The sequence below is a fragment of the Vibrio sp. Y20_XG_PY13 genome (assembly GCF_024181925.1).
GTDB lineage: Bacteria > Pseudomonadota > Gammaproteobacteria > Enterobacterales > Vibrionaceae > Vibrio > Vibrio parahaemolyticus.
In genome coordinates this window covers 210,644-235,161 of sequence record NZ_JAMZAL010000002.1, presented here as the reverse complement: position 1 = coordinate 235,161, position 24,518 = coordinate 210,644, and the positions used below count along the sequence as shown (strand labels likewise).

14 protein-coding genes are annotated in these 24,518 nt (G+C 43.9%); 12 read left to right on the top strand and 2 right to left on the bottom strand.

Annotation, left to right across the window (positions count from 1 at the left end):
• The 4 genes from NL646_RS06215 to NL646_RS06200 all read left to right on the top strand — a co-directional run.
• Positions 1-910 (top strand): hypothetical protein (locus tag NL646_RS06215; protein ID WP_253663985.1); only part of this gene is annotated, 910 nt, incomplete at its 5' end.
• Positions 911-1,667: 757 nt separating this feature from the next.
• On the top strand, positions 1,668-3,323 hold the full coding sequence (locus NL646_RS06210) for a hypothetical protein (RefSeq protein WP_253663984.1): 1,656 nt from the start codon (positions 1,668-1,670) through the stop codon (positions 3,321-3,323).
• A 23-nt stretch (positions 3,324-3,346) separates the two neighbouring features.
• Positions 3,347-4,588, top strand: a complete 1,242-nt coding sequence (locus tag NL646_RS06205) for a hypothetical protein (RefSeq protein WP_253663983.1) — start codon at positions 3,347-3,349, stop codon at positions 4,586-4,588.
• Positions 4,581-9,317, top strand: a complete 4,737-nt coding sequence (locus NL646_RS06200; protein WP_253663982.1) for an OmpA family protein — start codon at positions 4,581-4,583, stop codon at positions 9,315-9,317. Before NL646_RS06205 ends, NL646_RS06200 begins: the two co-directional genes overlap by 8 nt.
• Before the next feature lie 175 nt (positions 9,318-9,492).
• On the opposite strand, the gene NL646_RS06195 is transcribed toward NL646_RS06200, so the two are convergent.
• On the bottom strand, positions 9,493-11,124 hold the full coding sequence (locus NL646_RS06195; RefSeq protein ID WP_218766646.1) for a sigma-54-dependent Fis family transcriptional regulator: 1,632 nt from the start codon (positions 11,122-11,124) through the stop codon (positions 9,493-9,495).
• Positions 11,111-13,783, bottom strand: a complete 2,673-nt coding sequence (gene tssH, locus NL646_RS06190; protein ID WP_053047831.1) for a type VI secretion system ATPase TssH — start codon at positions 13,781-13,783, stop codon at positions 11,111-11,113. The genes NL646_RS06195 and tssH overlap by 14 nt, the downstream gene beginning before the upstream one ends.
• Before the next feature lie 454 nt (positions 13,784-14,237).
• Here tssH and NL646_RS06185 point away from each other — a divergent pair, with 454 nt between their 5' ends.
• The 8 genes from NL646_RS06185 to tssA all read left to right on the top strand — a co-directional run bounded on the left by NL646_RS06185 (position 14,238) and on the right by tssA (position 24,493).
• Positions 14,238-14,756 (top strand): Hcp family type VI secretion system effector, encoded by a 519-nt coding sequence (locus tag NL646_RS06185; protein WP_005480650.1) that lies wholly within the window; start codon positions 14,238-14,240, stop codon positions 14,754-14,756.
• A gap of 72 nt (positions 14,757-14,828) precedes the next feature.
• Positions 14,829-16,907, top strand: coding sequence for a type VI secretion system tip protein VgrG (gene tssI, locus NL646_RS06180; RefSeq protein ID WP_005495208.1), 2,079 nt, complete (start codon positions 14,829-14,831; stop codon positions 16,905-16,907).
• A complete protein-coding gene (locus NL646_RS06175; RefSeq protein ID WP_005480759.1) occupies positions 16,907-17,392 on the top strand; it encodes a hypothetical protein in 486 nt (161 codons plus the stop codon). Before tssI ends, NL646_RS06175 begins: the two co-directional genes overlap by 1 nt.
• A gap of 59 nt (positions 17,393-17,451) precedes the next feature.
• Positions 17,452-18,771 carry a hypothetical protein gene (locus NL646_RS06170; RefSeq protein WP_218766644.1) on the top strand — a complete coding sequence of 440 codons (1,320 nt, stop codon included), beginning with the start codon at positions 17,452-17,454 and terminating at the stop codon, positions 18,769-18,771.
• Entirely contained in the window at positions 18,752-19,744 is a 993-nt protein-coding gene (locus NL646_RS06165) for a DUF2169 domain-containing protein (protein ID WP_218766643.1), read from the top strand. Before NL646_RS06170 ends, NL646_RS06165 begins: the two co-directional genes overlap by 20 nt.
• Positions 19,737-20,681, top strand: coding sequence for a hypothetical protein (locus NL646_RS06160; RefSeq protein WP_140335596.1), 945 nt, complete (start codon positions 19,737-19,739; stop codon positions 20,679-20,681). Before NL646_RS06165 ends, NL646_RS06160 begins: the two co-directional genes overlap by 8 nt.
• 234 nt (positions 20,682-20,915) lie before the next feature.
• A complete protein-coding gene (locus tag NL646_RS06155; RefSeq protein ID WP_180944465.1) occupies positions 20,916-22,919 on the top strand; it encodes a protein kinase family protein in 2,004 nt (667 codons plus the stop codon).
• Entirely contained in the window at positions 22,919-24,493 is a 1,575-nt protein-coding gene (gene tssA, locus NL646_RS06150; RefSeq protein ID WP_140332161.1) for a type VI secretion system protein TssA, read from the top strand. Before NL646_RS06155 ends, tssA begins: the two co-directional genes overlap by 1 nt.
• The last annotated feature ends 25 nt before the right edge of the window (positions 24,494-24,518 follow it).

The window sequence follows — 24,518 nt, the reverse complement described above, 5'->3', positions numbered from 1 at the left end:
AGGCAATGTGGATAGCAGTAACGCCGCCGCATTGCAGATCACTGGCACTTCAAGCCGCTTTGATGGCCAAACCGTGAGCGTAGAAATCAAAGCGCAAGGCAGTGAAACGGTTATCGCCAGCGGCAGTGCCACGGTACAAAGTGGTGGCGCTTGGACGAGCAACGCGATGGACATCAGTGGTGAGCCAAATGGCACGTACACCGTCGTTGTCACAGGCACCAATGCCTCAAACGTGGAAGCAACAGAAAGCACAAACTTCACGTTGGCACAGGCATTGCCAACCTTGAGCAACGCGACCTTTAACCCAACGCATCAAGCGGAAGGACAAAGTGTCGCGGTCAGACTGGAGTTTGATAAAGCGCTGCAAGCAGCAAGCGCAGAGCTGGGTGGTTCCGCCATCACGCTGACTAAGACGGCGGATGCGAAAGTCTGGACCGGTGATGTTGTCGTGCCAGTGTCGTCAGAGCTAACCGTAGGCTTGGTGGTGAAAGACTACCAAGACTTGTCAGGCAACACAGGCGCAGAAGATAGCACGTATTCGATGCCAGTTACCCCAACGATCACGATCGGAACCATCAGTGATGTATCGGGTAATACAACAGTAACTATCAATGGCACAACTACTCGTTTCGAGGCGGGGGAGACAATAGCACTCAAAGCTGTTGATACCGATAGCTTGGTGGTTCTGGGCAGTGCAACAGTGTTAGTTGATGGTACATGGACCGTTGATCTTGATTTGTCTACTTTGAAAGACGGAGTAATAACCGTTTATGCAAATGGTGCCAATTCACTCTTTGCGACCGCTGATGAGGTGAATACAACATTCAATTACTCTAGTACTACAGCGCTTGTTGTTCCAAGCTATTGGGAAAGATATTCCGCGGAGTTACCTTCCCAGAAAGCAGCCTAAAAGAAAGCGAGCATTAAGCTCGCTTTCTTTTTGCTTGTATTTAAGTGATCTAGTTCAAATGATTATGCTTTTTCCACAAATGAATCAGATAACTTTATCGCCTTAATACAAGGTGAAACATCTAGAATGCCTAGACCATTTTTGTTTTTACGAGGCAATACTGTGATTGTGATGGTAATTGATGATCTTCAGTGGTGAATATGCCATGTTGATAATGTCTATTAATATTATATAGTTACATGCATGTCTATACCCCCTAGGTGTAGAGTTCTGCATTAGGTAGTGATTACTACCTGAGTTGTGTATCTATGATGAAGTGAAATTAGCCTAGCATCGCTTCATATTAGTTACACCTTTGTGGGTGTGACACGCACTCACCTTTTTATTCATACTTCCTCAGTCGCGATAGGCTATTTATTGCTACTGAGGAAGGCGTATCCCTCCAGAACCTCAACCTGCGGCTATCAGTGCTTAAATTGAATTTGTTAACTTCTGCCCAAAAGTAAAAAACTGTTTTTGCTTAAAGCCTACCTTTTGAGTTGGATTGAAGGGTAATAAGTTTGAATTGATAGTTAAAACAACCAAACAACCTGTGGTTTTGTTGTTTTTCGGGCGTTTCGGTTTTCTGAAAGTTTTCTATGTGATTGAATGTTATGAATTAAATTAGTAGCATTAGCACACCAAATCGTACTTGTAAGCCTTATCAGCTTAAACGTCACCGCAACCATATTTACGATGTTGGTTGTGGAGAATTCAAATGCATTTAGTTTGCAAATTTATACCTAGCTCGAAGCTTTCCTCCAACGAGCTATCCTACGTCCTTACACCTGATGAGTGTATAGGGCAGCTTTCGCGTGTGCGAAATTCAGAAGACATTCTCAGAAACCTTCCTAAAGAGCTTGCTCAGAAGATCTCAATCTCTGCCAAGAAGTCTAGCTCCGGGTTGCTAACGGCTATTCGACACGAGCTAGGAAATGGGAACTGGGTTGCGTTGTCTTCTTTCTCTCGTAGAACGCCGTTAACAGATACCCAATTACAAAGTTTCCCAAGACTAAAAGCACAGCTTGAATCGGTCTCATCGACTGGTGAGAGCAAAGTTTATAAAGCGGGTTATAAGCAGGTAAAGGACGACGTGACTTTGGTTCGTAGCTACACGCATGTCCCTTCTGAGCCAAGCCCAGATCAAAAAATCGTTGTCGAGTTTGCAGGGCAGTGGTCTAGCAATGCAGCATGTTTGATGTTGGGTAAAACCGAAGCTCAAAAAGAAAAAGTTACTGTAGGCAAGGCTGATACAGAAAACAAACACCGCAGCCTCGCGACATTTAAAGATCTCGAAGCTGAGGGCAAAACGCTCTATATCAAAATCCCTTGTTCCGACCAGCCTCAGCCAATCTTGCTTAAACTCGCCGAAGACCTGCAACCCGTTGATAAAGAAACTCAAATGGATGAGTGGGATAACGTGTTGGTGCCGGTGAGACCATTGGCTTACTTAGATGGTAGCAACGACAAAGCAAAAGCTTCTGACCTGCGTGGTGGCTTCCTTTATGTGTTTTGGAAAGGGAAGCTTTGGCGTGAGATGGCCATAAACGAGAAAGGTTACTACCAAGATGTTGACGTCGAGTATTACCGTACCCTAGAGCAAGAAGAAAAGAAAAAAGACACACCTCAGGTAATACAAAGAAGCGCAAGCGGTTTTGCCATGGCGCATTTCTGGGCACCTTACAAAATATCGGGTGAAGTCCAGCAAGGGGAAAGTGGACTCAAGATCATTTTTTCACCGAAACAAAAGCGCTTTGCTCAAATTGAAGCTTTAGAATCGGATGCTGCTTTACTAGAGAAATCCAGCACACCGTTAGATGAATTAAGCAGTTACAGTGACGGGCAGTCATTCAGTGCACAAGAATTCACCTCCGATGTAGATAGTGCCGCCATCCACAAAGTTACCGAAGACGACATGCCATGGCTGAGTGACCAACAAGCCATAGTACGTAGTTACGACCAGAGTAACACCGTGATTGCTTATGTAGATGGAAAAAACAGTGGTCTATTATTCCGGGTGGATGTTGGTACGTCTGGTATTACCGCTTTGAATTCACTCTATGTGGTCGATCACAATAGCGATTATAAAGACGTTTTTGATTTAGAGTTTTATGAAGGGGAAGACCACGACTGGCAGCAAGCGTTATTAAGTGGGCTGCCATCGGACGGGGTCTTTACTATGTCCCTGGTACATGACCAAGACCCAGACAGTCGTCACATACTTTTTGATCGGGTCGCTTACAACGATTTATTGGTTGAACATGAGAGCGCTACTGAAACTCCGCCAAAAGCTCAGCCAAACGACAAGCCTAAAGGTATGACAACAGAAGAAAAACAACGCTTTGAGTCATTAATGCTGGACTGGTCGTTGTAACCTCACAAGAAAATGGATTAATAATGAAAAAGAAAATATTACTCGGCTTGGGTTTGACGACTGTTGTTGTCGTAGGTGTTGGTTACATTGCCACTAAACCTTACTTTGATGAGAAAGCTCGAATAGAGAGCATGGCAGACCGCCTAGATTTGTACAAAGGTAAAACGGATACTTGGCTTTACCAGTATGATTTTAAAATACCGGATAACCCAAAGGTTGCAGATTGGAATACTGAAAATGTGACACTCCCTCAGGTCCTGTTTACTGTAGCTAACCCGGAAGAAAAATCTGAGGTCAGTTACTGGGCATTAAACATTGATGGTACTGACCCTCAATTACTGATCCCTGAAGGGATATTGCCACCCCCGCCTAATACTGGGATTGATTATGCTAAATATATGTCACGGTCGCCTAACGGCCGCTATCTTGTTGTCCCTCAGAAAGATAGTACCGCGCTGTATGATCTAGATAATGGCGAAATAACTAACATTAGTGAGGAGTCTGGCTCAACTCGTCACGACATTATGTGGGATACGGACAGCACACAAGTTGTTGTGAAAAAAAGCGATGAACTTTTGCTGGTTAAGCTAGACACAAAAGAGGTAGTGAAATTTACTGATGTAAATGGTTCAGACGCACGTTACATGACTTCTTTTGCCAAGCCTTATATGAGTCAGTCAGAACAAGCTATATATTTTAGTTATGAACCGGGATTGGCGGGATTTGGTTGTAAAGGAGAGGAAGAGGAGTATCTCGAAACTTTTGGGGAGAGTGATGTTCCAAAATGTGGGAACACATTTGTGTTTGATGCCAAAACCTTAAAACTGATCGATCGCGGTGATTTTACTCCGGTTAGCTACGATTGTAATGTCTGGGGCGGTACGTACGGAGATGGCTTTTATTGCCTCGGAGGTGCGGCATACCGCTCGGGAAGACCATCTGAAAAAATAGGCGATTTTCCTGCTACAGTGGATTTGTTGGCTTTTAATGGTAGTGATATGTGGTTCGTCCCTGTTCATGGTCGAAACATAACCCGCGTATTACACCAATCCACCGATAACAGCCCGACTACAGAAATGATATATGGGTTTGTAGGTTTTAGAGATGGAGAACGAGTTAAAAAATCCGCCTATGGCTTTGGCTTTAGCCAGTATGTAATTGAGCATAAAGAGACGGATAATTGGAGCGAGTCACTCTACCCACTGCCAACCTACGCTGACCTAAAAAAAGCGAAAGTGGTACTAGAGGAGCGTAATCATGGCTAGGGCTAAGATTGAACAGCACTCTCTCTATTTGATGGGCCAATTAGTTGGACCGACTGGAGAAGCCATTACTGGCAATGGGCTTTATCCATTACCCGGTTTTGCGCTTGCCCTACCCGAGTTGGCGGTAGATAAAACTGCGGATGGTAGCAGTAGTAAGAACGAGTCACCATTATACTTCAGTGATTCATCAGGTCGGCTACAAGGCTGGAATACTAAGGTTCAATCTGTAAAAGAGCTTGATTGGAACAAACTTGCTTCTACGCCATTGGTTATCTCTAGCACTAAAGAGAAGCTGAAGCCGGTCTATATTCCACCATACTTAATGCCCGCTGCGGTTATGTCCGAAGATACTGATTGGACGAAACGCCTAGCACAATTAGCTAGAGAGGCCGTTATCACGAGTGCTGAAGTTGAAGTCTCACGTTTGCGTGACTGGCAAATCAGAGAAGATTTGGACAAAGATGTATCCGAGAGACGACTTTTAGTGCCCGAATTGGCCGAGTTTTTTATCCATAAAGCTGAAGCGGCAGAAGAGGAACTGTGTCAAAAAAAAGGCGCGTATAAACGTCTGTACGAACAAATTTATAGTGGAGACTATAAACATAATTTTTATTATCTGCGCATTCCTCAAGTTTGGACTATCAATCTTTTCTTCTCTGCCGACTATTTTGAGGGCGCGGAAGTTACTTTGTCTGGACAACCGGAAAACTTGATCATTAAAGGGGATGCTAAAGATATAGGCAATAAAATCACCAGTCGAGTGAGGCCAGTAACATACTATGATATTGCCAACCAAGCGAGTGACGCCCAAGATGCAGAAGAGGTGACTCAATATGTCGCCACATTTTGGATCACTGGCGGTCATCTAGATGATGATGAACAAATTAAGCAATTAGTCCGCTTTGATATAGATTTAGAGGGAATTAAGCGATATTGGGATGCATTACTTGAACCTTCAGATATCCAGATGGCTCAGGTTGCTAAGTTAAATCTCCCAAACAATTGCTACTCTTTGTCTGAGCAAGTCTTACACCTGCCTATTTATTCCATAGCAGGGCGCAGCATCATTGTGTCAGGTGATCCTATTTCTGTTGAAGAGTCGCTTTTCCAACATGCGCCAGACACGTTTAAAGGCTGGCTCGATTGGAGTAAAAATCTACCTTACACTAGCGAAAACAAACCTGCCAATGGTGTGCAACCGTCGATTAACATTCTCAATTCAATTGGTAAATATAAAGAGGTGATAGCCGCGTCAGCTTCTGGTGTGATGGACCCATTCAGTATGACGACGGTCCATAAAGCATTTAGCGCAGCTTTGAATCGAGAGCAAGCTGGAGATCCGCTCTTAAAGGCTTTAAAACTGGCAGTCGGTATTGATGCTAAAGCGAAGGGGTTCTTAGATTTTGCACAAAAGCTAAAGCCACCTGCGCAAGGTACACTTGCGCCTATTTCTGACTTAGCTAGTGCCCTTAACTGGTCAAATCACCTTGGGAATGCCTTACCGAGCGTTTATACGATTCCACCAGCGTTACAGCATTTTTGGCATAAGGTGGACGATAAGATCTTAACCCCTTTAAAGCCGGCCGTTCGGGCTATTGAATATGCACTTGATAAGCCTTTTGGCTTTGCAGAGCTTGTTTCTAGTGGCCTTGAAATTCCGAAAGGTATTGAGAATTCCGAGTCGGCGTTTAACGCCTATATTGATAAATCAAAGGAATATGGTCAGAAAACACAATCGGTAATATCAACACTTTTATTGAGTGATGAAAAAGATCGTCAGGCACTGCTTGAGTCTGAAGCGGAGCATAAAAAAGCGCTCCTTGAAGCATTCTCTGATAAAAGTGTAAGTCATAAAGTGCTGTTAAATGGTAGTCCGCTATTAGAAAAAAAACAGGCAAAAGAGGGTGAGGCAAGCTATCTCACACTGTTTTTTGAATTTGATAGTGCAAATGATGAACTTGCCAATTCTGATAAGAAGCTCGTTTCTAAAGTGGCCGAATATCTGCGTAATACAAAGTCAGAAATGTTGCTGAACATTGAAGGATATACGTGTGATATTGGCTCGGTGGAATACAACACTAAACTGTCAAAAAAACGTGCTGCGGCGCTTAAATCTTCTATTTTAGAAGATCTTGGCACTGATGCTATTAAGTGGGAGCATCGAATATCTGCCCTGGGTAAAGGCGTTTATGCCGATAATGATACGAGTAACAGGCGCTTAAGTCGTCGAGCGGAGATGAAGTTCTACCTCAACTCTGCTTTTGAATATCCTGCTTGTAGAAGTTGGCTGCTAGCTCTGGAGAAAAATCGACAGAAAGCGGTTTTAGCAGAGGTGAAAGTCCATGAGGAAATTTGGAAATTTTCCGGCCAAGCCTTTGATATTGCATTAGGCTTTGCTGCGCCAATGCTTGGTCCAGGAGCGGCGTTAGCATATGGGTTGTATTGGTCAGGCGAAACCTTGGTTTCTACTTTGGATGGTGCAGCCAAAATTCTTAATAAAGAAGTAGAAGAATATAAAGAGAAGCAGAAACGTTTTTCTGAATTTGATGTGGTAGGACAGGCGTTACTGTATCGCGGTTTACCTGCGTTCGATGAACTGAGTGTTGTTGGCAAGGCATATATAAAACGCGCTATAGCGCTCAATGGGCTGCTGCGATTGCTTCTACTTGAATCTCAAATAAAAGAAGAGAACAAAACAACGAATTACGTTTCGGAATATTACGCGGTTGATCACTTGACGTCAGGGCAAAGAGATCTTGATATTGAAGGCTATATAAAGACCTATCTTTTAAGTGATGATTGGGATTTGGGGGGGACTTGGCTTCCTTCTTTCCACCTTGATGAAGCTTGGCTAGAAACAAAGAATATTTACCGTAGTGCTTCGGAAAGTGTGCTGAGTTTTGCTGCAATGACGAGTTACGTAACATACCGAGCGAAGCAATCTCAGACTGGGATAAAAGCGCTTGAGCAATCGCAGATATATCAAAAATTCTGTCCTATACATACTATTGCAGACCCTAGTTTAACTAAGCTTAGATCGCTGTTAAAAGCGCCAGATTTATCTAAGCTCAATGACTCTATGTTTGCTGGGCATATGGTTTCGGTAAAAGTTAATGATGAATGGCTCCCGCTCGAAGACAGGATTAATAGCGGTGAAGCTATTACGCCGACTATGCCAATTAGAGTACTTATTATTCTTGATATGAAGGATGAAACGCTGACTAAGTTCAAAGAAGACGGTTTGCTAACTCTTGTGCCTGTAGGTGTTAGACCAGTGAGGCAAAATAGGTTTTTTGACGATTTGGGATCTTACACTATTGAGTATGTTCGTGAAATTGCACTGGAATCACTAGTTGAAACTGAGAGGACGTATTTAACAGAAAAACAAATGTTAGAGACGGATAGGATACTATACGGTGTTGTTGTAAGCCCTACTTATTACTTTGGCTGCAACATCATGAGTGGCATCAAGCCTATTGCTGATGATTACGGTAGCAAAGAGTGGAAGTCGGTGTTTGGTCAGGTAGATGAACAACACTCAGCGGCTTATGTGATGCGTTACCTTTTAGAAGTTGGTGTGCCTAACGTTGCTAAAACAGAAACAAAGCTAACATATAAAAGAGAGCTCGTATTTAAAACACAAGATGGTAAGGAGCTAACTTCTAGTACGGATAAGGCTTCCATCTTTAATTTAACAATGTCGAAAGAGCATGAATTCTTATATGAGAAAACCTTCTTAGCAAGAGCAGGGAAAAAAGCAGTCGAGTATCCAGAGTTATTCTCAGATGCTAAGGCAAACTTGTACATTTATGATGCTAGTGTGAAGAACCTTATTCCCGGAAGTAAGCACGACGATATAATGGAAGCGATCGGTTGGACGAAGAAGCAGCCATCCTATGATACTTCTGAAAAAGCAACGAAGCTGTTGCTCATCGTCAGTACAAAATCTGTTGAAAATGTTGAACAAATACTTGAACGAGGAGGGTTTGATCGTCACCGCTTACCTGTGGACATTCGTTTGAAAGCAAACGATGCAAGAGGTCTCTACAATTTTGAACATCAAGATGTAGATTTGTATCCATTAGGAAAGGTAGAAGTGAATCTCGAGAAGAAAGAGGTGTCATTCAAACCTAAATCAATACCGCAAAGCCTGAACGAGGTATCGGATCATCTTTCTAGCAACTTAAGTAAGCTTGTAAAGGACCTGGTAGTCAAGGAAGGAGGGCTATTCGATTTATCACCAGACTTTGTGGACACTGATCTATACGCAGTCGAGATATCACTGAAGTACACTAATGCAACCGGGAAAGAGATGACTGGCTTACGCCCGTTTATTACTAGAGGAAACGATGCCCCATACATCATGCTCGATATTGATGGGAAAGCTGGACTATCTTTAAACGCTTCATCACAAAGGCTCCCTGTTCGAGCTATAGATACAACGGCGCCAACTTTGTTCAACTCGCGAAAAATCCATTACAACCAGAGTTGGTATGAGATGAGTGAGAAGGAGTTTAAAGCTATTTCTGAATATACTGCAGGAACGACTGACAATGCTGATTCCAACTTAGCAAGTTTAAATCGTAGTAAGATGTCCCATAAGGCTACCCCTTTAAGTGTTTGGATGAATTCGGAGCCAATCATGAAAGATTACTCAGTAGCTAAGGAGCTTCCACTATCTGCACAACGAGAGCAAATACTCAAAAAGTGGTTGTTTGATGGAAAATAAAAAAACCGCCTTCGGGCGGTTTTTCTTTCCTTATCAATGGAAACTGAAGTAAGATTTTCTCGCTTCTCGCTTCTCGCTTCTCGCTTCTCGCTTCTCGCTTCTCGCTTCTCGCTTCTCGCTTCTCGCTTCTCGCTTCTCGCTTCTCGCTTCTCGCTTCTCGCTTCTCGCTTCTCGCTTAACCTGCCGCAGAAATGTCGTATTTCTTCATCTTATGGTTGAGAGTGCTCATTGGCAGCGCCAATTGCTCAGCGGCCTTCTTGGTGTGCCAATTACACGCATTTAAGCAATCGATGATCACTGTACGCTCGTATTGGCTGACAACATCCTTAAGGCTCTTTGAGGCGTCTTCTAAATCCGCTTGTGCTGGCTGCTCGTAAGCAGGTTGTTCTGGAGTAGGTGAGGCTGCTTTCACTTCGACAGTTGGTACATCTTCTGGGATTTGTTCGCCAAACTCAATGTGAGTAATGGTTTCAAAATCGGACAGTAGCACCGAGCGCTCGATGATGTTCTTAAGCTCACGCACGTTCCCTGGGTATTGGTAGGCAAGCAGCTGTTTACGTACATTGGCACTTAACCCTGGCGCTTGCGGCAAACCTAGCGTGTTGGTTGTGTGTTGCACGAAATGTTCAGCAAGGGGAATAATGTCCGACTTACGGGCTCTCAGGGGCGGCAATGTAATAGGGAAGACATTTAAGCGATAGAACAAGTCGGCACGGAATCCGCCATCTTTGATTTGCTGCATAAGATTACAGTGGGTTGCAGCGATAACGCGAACGTCGACTTCAATCTCTTTGCTGGTACCGATAGGGCGAACTTTACGCTCTTGCAGTACACGCAGTAACTTCGCTTGTAGTAGCATTGGCATATCGCCAATTTCATCTAGGAAAAGCGTGCCGCCGTTGGCTGCTTCAAACAAACCGACTTTGTCTTTGTCCGCGCCCGTGAATGAACCTTTCTTATGCCCAAACAGTTCAGACTCTAACAACTGTTCGGGAATTGCCGCACAGTTTTGTACGATCAAAGGCTGTTCTGAACGGTTGGAGTTTTCGTGAATGTATTTCGCGATCACCTCTTTACCAGCGCCCGTTTCACCACGCAACAGAACGTCTACAGGAAGAGATAGCACCTTATCAAGACGATTCAAGACATTGAGCATTTCTTCGCTCTCTGCAATAGGACCTTGATAGGCTTTCTGAGTACGTTTTTTGAGCTGAGTGTTCTCGCGCACTAGGGCTTGATTATCGGCACTGAGGCTTTTAATCACTTGCCCATATTGCTCTAACCAAACGGCTTGGCGAATATTACTCGCAGCCATACGACAAAACTCAGTCAAGGCTGCCTCGTTATCGATGACGTTCAAATCGAGTAAGACTAACAGCCCAATGGTTTTGCTTTCGCTATCAATCAAAGGCCAAGTCAGTAAGTTCTCGCTTTTTAGTCCCAATGTCTGCTCTGTTTGATAAATGCTTTCGCAGTCGTAGCCGTTGTATTTGTATAACTCGTTAATCAAAACCACTTCACCATTACGAATGGCAAAGTTAAATGGGTCGTTCTCACTAGCGGAATCAATCTGCAATGCCTCCCAAGGGTGGGAAACAATCGTTTTATCGTTATGGTGAGCGGTACTTGGAATCAACGCCTGTCCTGTCTGGTCCAAAACATAAATGATGCCGTGCTTTGCTAAGGTCATTTGTCTCGCAGCGGTCAACACGGCATCCAATGTTTGGGTAAGCTGGCTGCGATCAGCCAAAGATTGGCTGATCGCAAGTAGGGCGTTGCTAAGTTCGCTATGGTTAGCTGAACGCATAGGTCAGTGTTCCTTGCTCATCGACAGAAACTGTGATTTGCGTGTGTGAATCATCCTTATCATGCACCAATAGCTGTGTCGATAGCTGAGGCAGTAACTGACGGTTGATGACCGCGTCAATGTTACGTGCGCCTGTTTCAGCAAGGCGACAGTTACCTAGTACGAAATCGACCAAGCTTTCTTCGTAGTTCAGAGACAACTTGTGATGGTTATGTAGGCGCTGAGAAACTTTGTTTAGTTTGTGGTGGATAATTTCTGTCATTGCTTCGTCAGACAGAGGCACAAACGGAAGTACGGACATACGTGCCAACAGCGCCGGCTTGAAGTGTTGGTTCAAAGTAGGGCGGATGGCTTCTGCGATAATGTTAGCATCAATGTCTTTAGACTGGTGAACCAGAGATTCAATTTCGTGCGTCGCAAGGTTGCTGGTCATGATGATCAGCGTGTTCTTGAAGTCAATAGTACGACCTTCACCGTCGTTCAGCGTACCTTTGTCGAACACTTGGTAGAACAGGTTCAACACTTCTGGATCGGCTTTTTCTACTTCATCGAGAAGTACAACAGAATATGGACGCTGACGTACCGCCTCTGTCAGCATGCCGCCTTCACCGTAACCTACGTAACCCGGAGGCGAACCGATTAGGCGAGATACCGTGTGCTTCTCTTGGAACTCAGACATGTTAATGGTCGTCATAAAGCGCTCACCACCAAACATTTGATCAGCGATCGCACGAGCAGTTTCGGTTTTACCCACGCCACTAGGACCAACTAGCAGGAATACGCCTGTCGGTGCGTCTGGATTACCCAAGCCAGCTTTTGCGGTTTGAATGCCTTCAGACAGTGCATCGATAGCGTATTCTTGGCCTTTGATGCTTTGTGTTAGGCTCTCTTTCAGTTTTAGCGTGGTTTCTGCTTCGTCTTGAAGCATCTTACCCATTGGAATGCCAGTCCAGTCTGAGATAACGTGGCTGACTTCATCTGGCCCAACTTCAAAGTGAACTAATGGGTTGCCATTGCGGATTGCGTCTAACTGTTCTTGGCATGCTGAAATCGCAATGCGGACCGCTTCTTCATCCATTTCTGTATATGGAGAAACGTCTTGTTCTGAGTCTTCGTCTACAACAAGCTCTTCTTCATTTACTTTGCCAAAGACCAGTTCATGTAAGCGAGAGCGTAGAGCAATCATCTCTTGGATCTGCTCTTTTTCTTTGTGCCATTGCACTTCTTGTTCTGCTAGCTCTTCTTTTGTCGCTTCCATTGCCAGTTTTAGGTCTGGAATGTTAGCAAGGCTGTGCTTGTCGCCAGTTTGCTGCAGAGCATCACGCTCAAGGGCTTCAAGCTCGCGCTGTTGAGCTGCAAGTTCTTGCTGAAGAGTCTCAACAGAAGCAGGAATGGCATTAAGGCTGATGTTCACTCGTGCACATGCCGTATCTAGTACATCGATCGCTTTGTCTGGCAGTTGGCGACCAGAGATGTATCGAGCAGAAAGCGCTGCCGCTGCGGTGATAGCGTCGTCACGTACGTAAACATTGTGAGATTTCTCGTACGCCGGGCGCAGACCACGAATGATCAATGCTGCTTGCTCAGGAGACGGTTCGTCGAGTTTCACCAGTTGGAAACGACGCGCAAGAGCTGGATCTTTCTCAAAGTACTTTTTGTATTCCGACCATGTTGTTGCTGCGATTGTCTTTACTTCACCACGTGCTAGGGCAGGTTTTAATAAGTTAGCAGCATCGCTACCGCCCGCTTGGTTGCCGCCGCCAACAAGGGTGTGCGCTTCATCGATGAACAAGATGATCGGTGTTGGCGAGTTTTTCACTTCATCCAATACTGCATTTAGGCGTTTTTCGAATTCGCCTTTTACGCTTGCGCCAGCTTGCAGAAGACCCATGTCCAAGCCGTAAAGCTCAACACCTTTAAGGTTGTCTGGTACGTCACCTTGTACAATCTTAAGTGCCAAGCCTTCTACTACTGCGGTTTTACCAACGCCCGGCTCACCAACGGCAATAGGGTTGTTTTTACGGCGACGAGCAAGAATGTCTACAATTTGGCGGATTTCTTGGTCACGGCAGAAAACAGGATCGATTTCGCCTTTGCGTGCTTTACCAGTGAAGTCTGTCGTGAACTTGCTCAGTGCTGAACCATCTTCGCGTGCTTGAGTTTTCTCTGAAGTTGCGACTTGCGCCTCAATAGAGTGGCTTGTTAGTTCTGCAAAGTTACGTTTAAGGCTATCAGGGTTTACTGCTTCAAGGATAGACGCGTAACCATGTTGACCATAACGCAGAGGGTTGCTAACAAGAGTAAGGAGTAGGGCGCCAGAGCGGATTTGTGTTTCGGATAGATCTAAAGAAGAAACCAGCCAACTTTCTTGTAACCATTCGATTAATAAAGCAGAAAAAACAGGTTTGCTGCCATTTCCTTTGGCGTTGGTATCGAGTGTGGATCGAACCGATTGTCTCAATAAGTTCTCAGAACAATCAAAATGACTTAATAAGACGTCAAAATCACTATTTGGCCTTTCTAATAGACTCAGTAAATAATGCTCAATTTGAACTTCGTTTGCTTTTTCCGAGACTGCGAGTGCTGCGGCATCTTCTAATGCTACTTTAGCTATCGGGTGTAGACGCTGAATTAATGAAGAAAGGTTTATATTTATCATAGCCATTTTATTCTTTAGAGGAAAAGAGGTGACAGCTATTATACTAAAAGTGGTTACGCCATTTTTTTATCAAGATATTTTAACTATCGTTTTCTGGTGATTTGAATGGCTATGTCAGTGGGAATATTCATTACAAGTAATTATGCTTTGCTATTGTGAATTAATTATTGGTTAATACGACTAAAATGCCAGTGTTATTAACTTTATTTTGTTCTTTATATATGGTCATTTTAACTTTTTAAAATTGAATCAATTTATTATTATCTGATTCCAATTTATTGGTTTTTTATCCAATAAATTGGATGAAACAAATTAATCTATAATGGGATTTTCTTGTAACTTGTTGTTTTTGCTTTATTTTAAAAGTTGGCACGGAGTTTGATTATACCAAGTAGTCGCGGTGATAAGCGATTTGGTGATTTAAACAAAACAGATTTTAGAAAAGGAAATAGCGATGCCAACTCCAGCATATATGTCTATCAACGGTGAAACTCAAGGTCACATTACTAAAGATACATACTCTGCAGATTCAGTAGGTAACACATGGCAAGAAGCTCACGTTGATGAGTTCCTAGTACAAGAACTTGATCACGTGCTAACTGTTCCACGTGATCCACAAAGTGGTCAACCTACTGGTCAACGTGTACACCGTCCACTTGTTGTGACTAAAGTTCAAGACCGTTCTTCTCCACTACTATTTAACGCATTAGTGTCTGGTGAAAAACTTCCTGAGTGTTTGATTCGTTTCTACCGTACTTCAGTTCAAGGCAAGCAAGAGCACTACTACTCAATCAAGTTGATTGATGCGCTATTGGTAGATATCCAAACTCGTATGAACCACTGTCAAGATGCGGCAACAGCTGATCGCGTTACAGAAGAAGTTCTTAAGTTTACTTACCGTGCAATCGAAGTAACTCACGAAAACTGTGGTACAGCTGGTAACGACGACTGGCGTGCTCCACGCGAAGCATAATTGCTTTTTGCGTAAAGATTCAGGGCCAACAATTGTTGGCCCTAATTCGATTATTTGTATCAGGTAAAAGATATGGTGAATGACGTAGAATTTAAATTTGAAGTGCCAGGGTGTGGGCACGAGTTTCGAGTAGAAAGCTTTCAAGTAAATGAAGAGCTTTCGAAACCTTTTCACATAAGTCTCTCATTACTTTCACTTGATCCAGATATCTCTTTTGATTCGTTAATACGAAAAGCAGGTACACTGACTCTTTATGGACAAGGCTTAAGCGCGGCACGCATATTCAATGGTGTGGTGAACGAAGTTCGTTATTTGGGTACAGGCCGTCGCTTCTCTCGCTATCAGTTAGTTTTGGTTCCGCAGGCTTGGTTCTTATCACAACGCCAAGACTGTCGTATTTTCCAACAAAAATCAGCGAAAGATATAATTACAGAGGTGCTTGATGATGGTTCAGTGACCGACTATCGCTTTGAATTGTCTGGTATTTATCCACCAAAGGAGTACGCGCTGCAATACCGTGAGTCAGACCTACACTTTGTTCAGCGTATGATGGCAGAACACGGTATGTGGTATTATTTCGACCACACCGATTCAAACCACACAATGGTCATTGTCGATAGTAATGATGCCATTGCTCCACTGGTTAGCTCTCCTCTCAATGCATCTTATATTGGGCCGATCGTATATCATGCCGATAGTGGGGGTGTTGCTGACCGTGAGCATATCTCCGATCTCGAATTAGTTAACCGTGTCAGAACGGGTCAGGTTACTTACACTGACTACAATTACGAGCAGCCAAAGATCCCGCAAGAGATGACTCACGCAGGTGATCTGGACCAAGATTTAAAGCAGTTTGATTATCCTGGACGTTATGTTGACCCTGTAATGGGGCAGGTGAGAACCACTGAGTGGATGTCTGAGCACATTGTCGATAATCAGCAAGTAGAAGCGAGCAGTGATGTGATGCGTTTGGCGTCTGGTTACAGCTTTAACATCAGTGACCATCCTCGCTCTGAAATCAACCGTGATTACATCATGTTATCCGTCATGCACACTGGGCAAGACCCACAAGTGCACGAAGACGAAGCGAGTGGCATGCCAACTACTTACTACAACCAGTTCACGTGTATTCCACGTGATGTTGTATTCAAAGCGCCCAAGTTGGCGGCTCCAGTAGTGGATGGTCCGCAAACTGCGGTTGTAGTTGGTCCTGCAGGGGAGGAGATCTATACCGATAAACTAGGACGAATTAAGGTTCAGTTCCATTGGGATCGCTATGGTAACAACGATGAACATGCAAGTTGCTGGATTCGTGTGAGTCAATCAATGGCTGCTCCAACGTGGGGCGCGGTTTACTTGCCACGTATTGGCCATGAAGTCGTAGTGACCTTCCTTGAAGGCGACCCAGATCGCCCATTGGTGACTGGCGCAGTTTATAATGGTCTTCACTTCCCTCCGTACTCGTTGCCTGAGAATAAAACTCGTACTACGTTCCGTACGCAAACGCACAAAGGCACCGGCTACAACGAACTGAGTTTTGAAGACGAAGCGAACCAAGAAGAAGTCTACATTCATGCTCAAAAAGACATGTCGACCAAAGTTCTCAACAATCGTTACCGAGATATCGGTCAGGATGAGTTCTTAAAGGTTGCGCGTCATCAGACGAACGAAGTCCATGGTGATCATAAAGAAACCATTGATGGCCACAAAACAACCCAAGTAAACAGCACTTTTACCGAGACAGTAGAGCAAGACGTTACCGTTACATACAACGCCAACGAAACCCAATATGTGAAGAACAATTCTGATTTGGAAATTGGTGATAACCGCACAACCAAGATCGGCAAGAACGATGACTTGGATGTGGGTGAAAACAGCAACTTAACTGTTGGTGCATCAAAAAGCTCGGACATTGGTGCCGATGATAACCAAACAGTGGGTGGCAACTTAACCGTATCGGTAAAAGGCAATACATCTTACAAAGCCGATGGCGCGACACAGATCATCAGTGGTGACAAGATTGTACTGAAAACAGGCGGTTCTTCTTTAGTGATGAACAGTGATGGTTCAATCAAGCTCTCAGGGTCTTCAATCACCATTGAAGGCAGCGATAAAGTCGTCGTGAAAGGTGGTAACGTAGCGATTAACTAATGATGGAAAAACAAACTCTTATTAAAGAAACCATCACGAAACAGCAAGCCGATACACCGGCTTGCTTTTCGCGTTTTGGAACCATAGTCGCCATTAACGAATCAACAGGCAGTGTTCGCGTTGATTTTGATGGCAACCCATTTAACCAACCACTTACCGCAAGGTTAGGGCGTGGCTTTCGCCGCTCTGAATTGCAAATGGCTATCGACAATCGATTAAATTGTCGAATCGAATTTTTGAACGACGACTTAAGCTTGCCCCTTGTGACGGACATTTTTTTCTCCATTCTGGATGACTCTGATGAGTTTGTATTGCGGGCGAAGAAGATGGTCATTGAGACGGAGCAAGAACTGATCGTCAAAAGTGGTGAGACAGAAACTCGCTACAGCGGGCGTGATGGCCGTATTACAACTAAAGCGAAGTACGTTACTTCTCAAGCAGAAAAAGCACAAAAAATTCAAGGCGGAACGATCGCAATTAACTGATGACTATCAGTGTTAACTAATTGCTATCGCGTTATCGCACGCTAACAACGGATAAGTAGATGCGACAAAGAATTGGTGTCGAGCACCTAAAGGCACCCATAACCAATCAAGAAGTCGAAGGTGCGTTGGCCAAAGCTGAACGTGCTGTTAAAGACCTTTCCCAATTGCCAGATACATGGCTGGACTTCTGCAACGAAAAGCTGGCTATCACTTCTGAGAGCCTCGGTTTTTTGATCAGGCAGCGTGTTCAACTTCATAAACGTGGTTATCCGAGCCGTGAACTGGATTACCTGAAATTGATCGAACGCCAAATTGAAGAGCTCAAGCAAGTGTACTTGTCATTCTATCGATTAGCTCCAGGTCTGATTCATCAATTAAGAGGTCGAGAACCAGAAATCTATGCTTGGCTCACGCTACAAAAAGAGCTCGGTTCTGAGTTCGATAACCTCTTGTGTGGATTAAGTTTACTCGAAGAGTTAGACGCTCAAACCGCGATGGTCATTGTTACGCAATCGCCAGTTGAAAACATGGATAGCGTGATGTCGGAGCTCATTGAGGGCAAAGCGAAATCCAGTACGTTTTACTTTGAATACTTACGTGTCCGCCAGGCATTGAGTGTTGCGTTGATTAAACGTTGGCACAAAGCCGAAATTATTCGTTCTAATATCGCGCTACCTCTACTGGCATTGCAAGATGTGGAAGAGGGGATTGAATGGATTAATGATAATGTAAATACTGAACAATATCTGTTTGAACGTTTGATCACTAAACGTGACAGAGGCACATGGTTCCGTCAGTGTTTTGGTATCGAGCCGAGCGGTTTGCCTTCTGCACAAGTGTTGACCTTTGCAAAGCTATTGGAGATCAAAGAGTTTGAAGCGTTTGATATCTCCTCTTCATTAGCTCCCGTTGATTTTGTTCTGAGTGGCGATTGGAAGTTAGTGCCAGAAATCATCGAGCACTTGGAAAAACTGGAAGAGGATGAGGGCGAAATTTGGATTCAAGCTTTGTATGTGGTTTACGGAAAGCTTCTTCCCCTGACTCCTCAAGGTGTTGGTGTCGAGTATGAATGGGAAGAGATCGTCGATCTGCTCAATGAGTGGGTGGAAGATGAAAAATATATCCAAAACCTACCGAGCCGCTTGGGCTACGCATTGAGCTTCGAATCTACTTTAGCAGCGATGCAAGATGCCAACGTCGATGTCTTGTTTCGAGATTGGCTATGGCGACAAATTTGCATTCAATCTCGAGCCTACGTGCCTTGGGACATGGCGATGCCAGTTTACCAACAAGATTGGAATTTCAATAATCTAAAGGCCGCACCTTCTGCGAGTGAACGATTCAATTTAAGGAATAGCAATGCAGTTATGGGATATTGAAGCGTACCCAGAGCTATCGATTAAAGGCCGTTTTCAACGTGACGAAAACGGTGATGAAGTTTGGGTTGTGGTTGCGAAACGCACATGGCAATTCGACGGTGAGGTTTGGCACGAATTGGGTGACAGCGAAATCTTCGACGATCCCCAGTATTTGGGCGAAGAAGGTTTCTCTGCGATGAAGGTCGACCAAGAGTTCGCTTATACCAAAAACAATACGGATGTGCTTGTCTACGGCAAAGCTCGCAGCTACGCGAAAAAGCCAGTGACATACCAAGAATGTCGTGTGCTGATTGATGGTCATATCGATAAAACTCTCGCCGTTCACGGTGAACGCGTATGGGTTGAGCATGGCGGCAGCGTCACATTGAGCAAACCTGTGCCTTTTATTGAAAAGGATATCGATTACACCTGCGCAATTGGTGGTGATTTACGTAACCGAATTGGTGGTGGTGTGGCGGATTCGAACAAAGAACTGCTTGAGCAGAAAGTGCCTTCAGTGTTCTACCCGAGAGAAGAGTGGAGTTCTACTTCGAAAAACCTTCGGGTAGCGGGCTTTGGTCCTGTTCCTCCTTTCTTTGAATCGCGCCAAAAACTGGCGGGGACATTTGATGAGGATTGGATTGAAAACCGCAAGCCAATGTTACCGCTCGATTTTGATAAGCGTTTCTTTCAAAGTGCGCCTGCTGATCAACAATGCAAAGGCTTTCTTAAAGGTGGGGAGCGCTTGATGATGAGTGGTTTCTGTCATGATGACACGATTTCATTCCGCATTCCCAAAGAAAAGTACCGTGCAATCGCGACGTTCAAAGACGGCAGTTATCCAGTTGATATGGCGATGTACACTTTATTTGTTAATGCTGAAAAGAAAACTATATCAATTAGTTACACAGCTGCATTTCCTTGCCAGAGCAAAGAGCATTTATTGGTGTCGACGTCTATTACGAAAGTGGAAGAGGTAAGCGAACATGCATAATTCAGCAGGTCGTTACGTGCTGGGAATGGAAGTGATGACGCCTACTGGCATGAACTTGGATATTGCTACCAGTGTAGCAAATGCTGACTTAGCCAGATTCGACCAAGTAGTTGGCGAGGACGGAATTGAGCGTTTCACCTTTGCCAAAATTGAATACACAAAAGAAAGTGATTTGTTCGAAAAAACCTGTGAGTTAACGGCAAATTTATTGGATTCGCTTTTGACACAGCTGCCTCGTTCTTTGAAGCCGATTCCATTACTTATTGCTGTGCCTACGACAATTTCATTAGTGAAGATGCAAGAATGGCTTGGTGAAAGTGACTATTCTGACTTTCTTTCTGTGGTCGAAGCAGTTCACGCTAGTGGCCCTAGCTTCGTGCTACAAGCCATGAAGTCGTTGGATAAATACGATGCCATGATGTGTATTAGCGTCGATTCTATGGTCAACAGGATACAAGAACTCATCGACGATACTATGGTAATGAGTACCAATAATCCATGGGGTGTTATTCCAAGTGAGGGTGGCGCGGGCCTCATTCTTTGCCGAAGAAATACCGTAGAAACACTCAAACTTAAGCCTTTAGCGCAACTTGGTTATATCGATACAGAACTGAACACTTCAGACCGAAGAGGTATGTATCGTCTTGTACAGCGTGCGAGTAAAAAGCTTACTGCTTTCGGTGAAGTGTATTCTGACATGACGAACCTGCGCGCGCACAGTGAAGATTACGGTTTCGCGCTGGGTGCCAAAGCTGAGCGATTTATTAACCCAGAACAACCTTTGCTTATCAACGAGTTATGGGGCACGATGGGAAACTGTTCATCTCTTGCTCTTGGAGCATTTGCGGTTAAAAATCATCACTTTAACCAGCCCGTAACGCTGCTGATGTTTGACTTCTGGGGTGATAAAGCGCTACTTCAATTACTAGCGTGCTAATCATTCTTTGTTGAAATATATAATGAAAATGAAGTCATATTACGTTGTTGAAATTTTAATTTCTAAAACAACGTAATTCAAGTAGTGAAAGCGTAAGTCAAAGAGTCTAATAACTTAGTAATTATAACTAAAATAATAGGCTTACTGTTCGTTTTAAATACTACCCTTGAAACAAGGATGTTTCAGCAAATATTATTTCGGTCTAATAATATTTGTTCCATAAAAGAGTGCAAAGTGTCTGATATTCAGGGTGCAGCCAAAGGATACATTGATCAGTTGGTTGTTAAAGCCATTGAGAAAAAGAAACTGAACGAGCAAAGATTGGCGCAGAAAAATAAGCCAAAGCTTGAGTACGTTCTTTTTTCACAATTTGATGTATTAGACACGTTGCCATCTAAAAATGGTAGAACGACGGTTTACCACCTCGCAAAAAAAGGCCAACCAGAAAAACAAATTTGCTGCAAAGTCGTCAATGAAGACGCCCCAGAAGTCGCAAACAAAATGTTGGCGAATGAGGCAAGCAGATTAGAACTTTCTCAGCATCCAAGTGTTGCGGACTTTATTAAGTTCGGCAACGAGTTTGAACGACCATATTTAATGTATGAGTGGATTCAAGGCGAATCACTAGCGGAAAAAATGGAACGCTATTCTTCCAAAGGCTTTCGTCATGATCATATTGCATGGTTAGTTTATCAACTCGCAGGTGCGCTAGAATTTATGCACACTCGAGGTATTTGCCATCTTGATATCAAACCGTCGAATGTTCTGGTTAGTGAAGGCGACTACGTCAAGCTTATCGACTTTGGTGCAGCTCGTTATATCGGCGAGATTGAATCTCACGCGGAAGCGAGTTTAAGTTACGCGTCGCCACTTTATCTCGAGACGGGAACAACTGAGCCACAAGACGACGTTTATTCTCTTGCATTGCTTAGCGGTCACTTATTTTTAGGGGCGATTTTTGGTGATGCTTGGCACAAGCAATTAAAAGATCGCAAACGTCCTGCATTAATTCCGAACCATATTTGGAAGCTGCTCAAGCAAGTGATAAATAACCCAAGAGGGCATGGCTACACAGCTATTTCTTTTGCTCAGCAACTTGCCCGTATTGATACTCAATCCATCGACTCTCATTCTAATGCGCCCATTTTTAGTAGTTTGCGTAATGCGGATCTACTGCTGACTCATTGTAGACCTCAAGACAAAGCGGGCTATGGCCGCTTTAAAGTGCTTGAAGCGAGCTTGGTATTGAGTGTTGTAGCTATTACGGGTAATTACCTTTATCAACAAAGCCAACCAGAATGGAAAGCGATTGTAAAATCAGAACCTACGATTTCTAAAACCGAAACACCGTTGGTGAGTAATATCAAACCAGCGCAAACGGCGTCTTTTTTGGCTCAACCTCCTTGGATTATTGAAAAGGCTCTTAATGATATGGAAAAAGATGTTGTGTCGACAGCACCATATCGAGAAGCTTATCAAGTACAGCAAATGAAACTATCTGCGCTGTATAAACAAAACCAAGCACAATTAATGTCTTACCAAGCTTTGGCAGATGACTTGCCAAAAGAGTTGGTGGATTTACGCAAAGAGCTAGTCTTATTACGAGAAAAACTCGTTGATGATGGTGCGTTGTTTCCATACGCAGATAAGACTCTGACTCAAGTAATGGCAGGGTTAAACACAGCGTCAGTAAACTCGATGAAAATCTCCGCTGTTGCTGGAAGCAAAGATGAACGAATCGCCAATTTGATCTTGGATGGTGAAGCGAAGTTGGCTGATGAAGAGATGAAAGCGGCTTGGTTATTAAATCAATCAGAGGCTTACTTTTACAGCCAAGTGCTGCCAAACAAGGTGATGGCGAACATCAACGACTCTATTGAACAGCACGCAAAAGATCATTATTACACCAAAGCCATAGAAGAAGCGAAAGCCGCTAAAACGTACTTTGGAAATGCGCCAGAATTAAACAAAAAGGTGAAAGACCTGATCGTTGCTCGCAGCGAATACATTCTGTTTAGCACTGTGACGGAGCAATCGGTGTTTGATAAACAAAAACTTCACGATTCTCTGGCTGACCTTGAGCGAAATGCGCCGACAAAGTTTGGTGAAATTACTGAACTGCTTGAAAGCATGGCCACAGACTCTATCGATAAAAGTCATCAACTTTCTCGTCCTGCACGTGGTGCAATTGCAATTGAACGCGCCTTGAGAGATTACCTAGCAGAGGAGAGAAGTTAATGTCTGTGATCGAAATTGAACGTTTACTTGCGCCTATCTCTGACGTAAATCCTGTCGGTGAAGATGCTCGTTACGAGTTTTGTTATGAAATGATGGAATCCGAAGTGAAGAAGTTCGGATCCTTGTTTGGCGAAACGGTAGATTGGAGTGTCGTAAAAACGCACGCCACTGAAGTTCTTGAACACCACAGCAAAGATTTAAAAGCAATTTGTTACCTTGTTCGCGCGCTTACAGAAGAGTTTGGTCTGCAAGGTTTCGAGCAAGGTCTAAAGCTGCTTAGTGAAGCGTTAAATCGTTTTGGCGTTGAGCTGTACCCGTCGCGAAAACGGGGTAGAGATGGTGCGGTAGAGTGGTTGAACCATCAGTTTAAATTGGTGAGCAGCAGGTTTGCAGAAAGCGCTCAGTCATGGGATTTGGTTTCAGGTTGTATTTCGACTATCGAAGAAGTCCAACGTCAGTACGACGATATTTACCAAGACTCCGAAGCGGACTTCTTTGAAATTCGTAGTCAACTCAATGCGCTATCTCAACAAGCGACTGTCGATGAGCAAAGCGATGGTGCAATGGCTACCATCGAACAAACAGCTCCGCTAACGGCTTCACAGCCTGTAGCAGTAGAAACTCCGGCACAAAGTGAAGTTCAAACCGTTGTAGCAAAAGCGGTTCCGTCGGCTCCTAAACCTGCGCCAGTTAAGAAAACAGTAACAAAAGAAGTCGATGTTGATACGGATTTTTCATCGCCGACCGCTTCTAAACGTACACTTAAGAAAGTTGCGGAAGTTATGATTCATGCGAATCCAAGTGAGCCGCTAGCTTACCGAATTTATCGTCACCTAACTTGGGATGATATTGATGGTATTCCTGATCATCAAAGCAATGAAACGCCATTGAGTTTGGCTGTGTCGTCTGATCAGCAGGCTGAGTACCGCGATAAAGCCTCTCAAGAAAGCGACATTGATACAGTTAAGCGTTTGGAGCGCACGTTAACCGATGCTCCGTTTTGGCTGACGGGTCACTACTTTGTTTATTCGATGTTAAACAACCTAGGCTTTAATGACGCAGCGCTCGCTGTGAAGCAAGAAGTGAAGCGTTTTGTTGATTCATTAGAGGGCATTGAACTCCTCAAATTTAAGAATTCTATACCATTTGCAGATGAAGCAACGTTGAGCTGGTTATCGACTCAAGCTGCAACTTCTTCAAGTGCTCAATCTGTCGTTCAAACGATTGTCATCACAGATGAAGACTCACTGCCAATGGAAGATATCACCCTAGCCAACTTAGGGGAGTATGCCGCAGAACTCGCACACAAACTCGAACTGGATTTCTCGGGACGTGGGCAGTTTATGCTGCATTTACAATTGATAGCAGCTTACCAGTCTGTTGGATTATACCCGTTGTGTTTGCCTTACCTTGAAAAAGCTTGGGAAGTGCAACAAGCGTTTAATCTCGCGAGCTGGGAACCCCACTTATCGTCACAGCTAGAAGACCTGATTCGAAAAACACTGCATCAGTTATTCAGAAACAAGGATCTTTTGCCTGAGAAGTACGAAAAGTGGAAAGCAATTTATGACTAATTAAAGAGTTAGATAAGGAACTAAT